We start from the raw sequence: 449 nt of genomic DNA, 5'->3' as shown, positions 1-449 counted from the left end.
CATCGAGACCGCACGGCTCGAGCTCGTCCGCAGGGCCCGCGAAGACTCTGAGCTCTCCGGCATGGGCACCACGGTGACCGCTCTGCTGCGCTCGGGCAACAAGCTGGCGATGGCCCACATGGGTGACTCCCGGGGCTATCTGCTCCGCGGCGGCCAGCTGAGCCAGGTGACCAAGGACCACACCTTCGTCCAGCACCTCGTCGACACCGGCAAGATCACCGCCGAGGAGGCCGAGCACCACCCGCAGCGCTCTGTCGTCATGCGGGTCCTCGGCGACTTCGACCTCGACCTCAGCCCCGACCTCTCCGTCCGCGAGGCGCATCCAGGCGACCGCTGGCTGCTGTGCTCCGACGGGTTGAGCGGCATGGTCAGCCTCGAGACGATCGAGCGCACCATGGTCGAGAACACCGACGTGACGGCCTGTGCCGAGCGGCTCGTCCAGCTCGCCC

Annotated in this window: 1 protein-coding gene; it reads left to right on the top strand. The window is 69.0% G+C overall.

Annotated features, from left to right (window positions below; translation table 11 throughout):
- Nucleotides 1-449: protein phosphatase 2C domain-containing protein (locus tag JWG43_RS20865; protein WP_504208228.1), on the top strand; the 449-nt coding region annotated here is incomplete at both ends.

Source organism: Desulfobulbus alkaliphilus (genome assembly GCF_016918545.1).
Classification (GTDB): domain Bacteria; phylum Desulfobacterota; class Desulfobulbia; order Desulfobulbales; family Desulfobulbaceae; genus Desulfobulbus; species Desulfobulbus alkaliphilus.
Note: the sequence above shows the minus strand (reverse complement) of the source record. Positions and strands in the feature narration are given on the sequence as shown.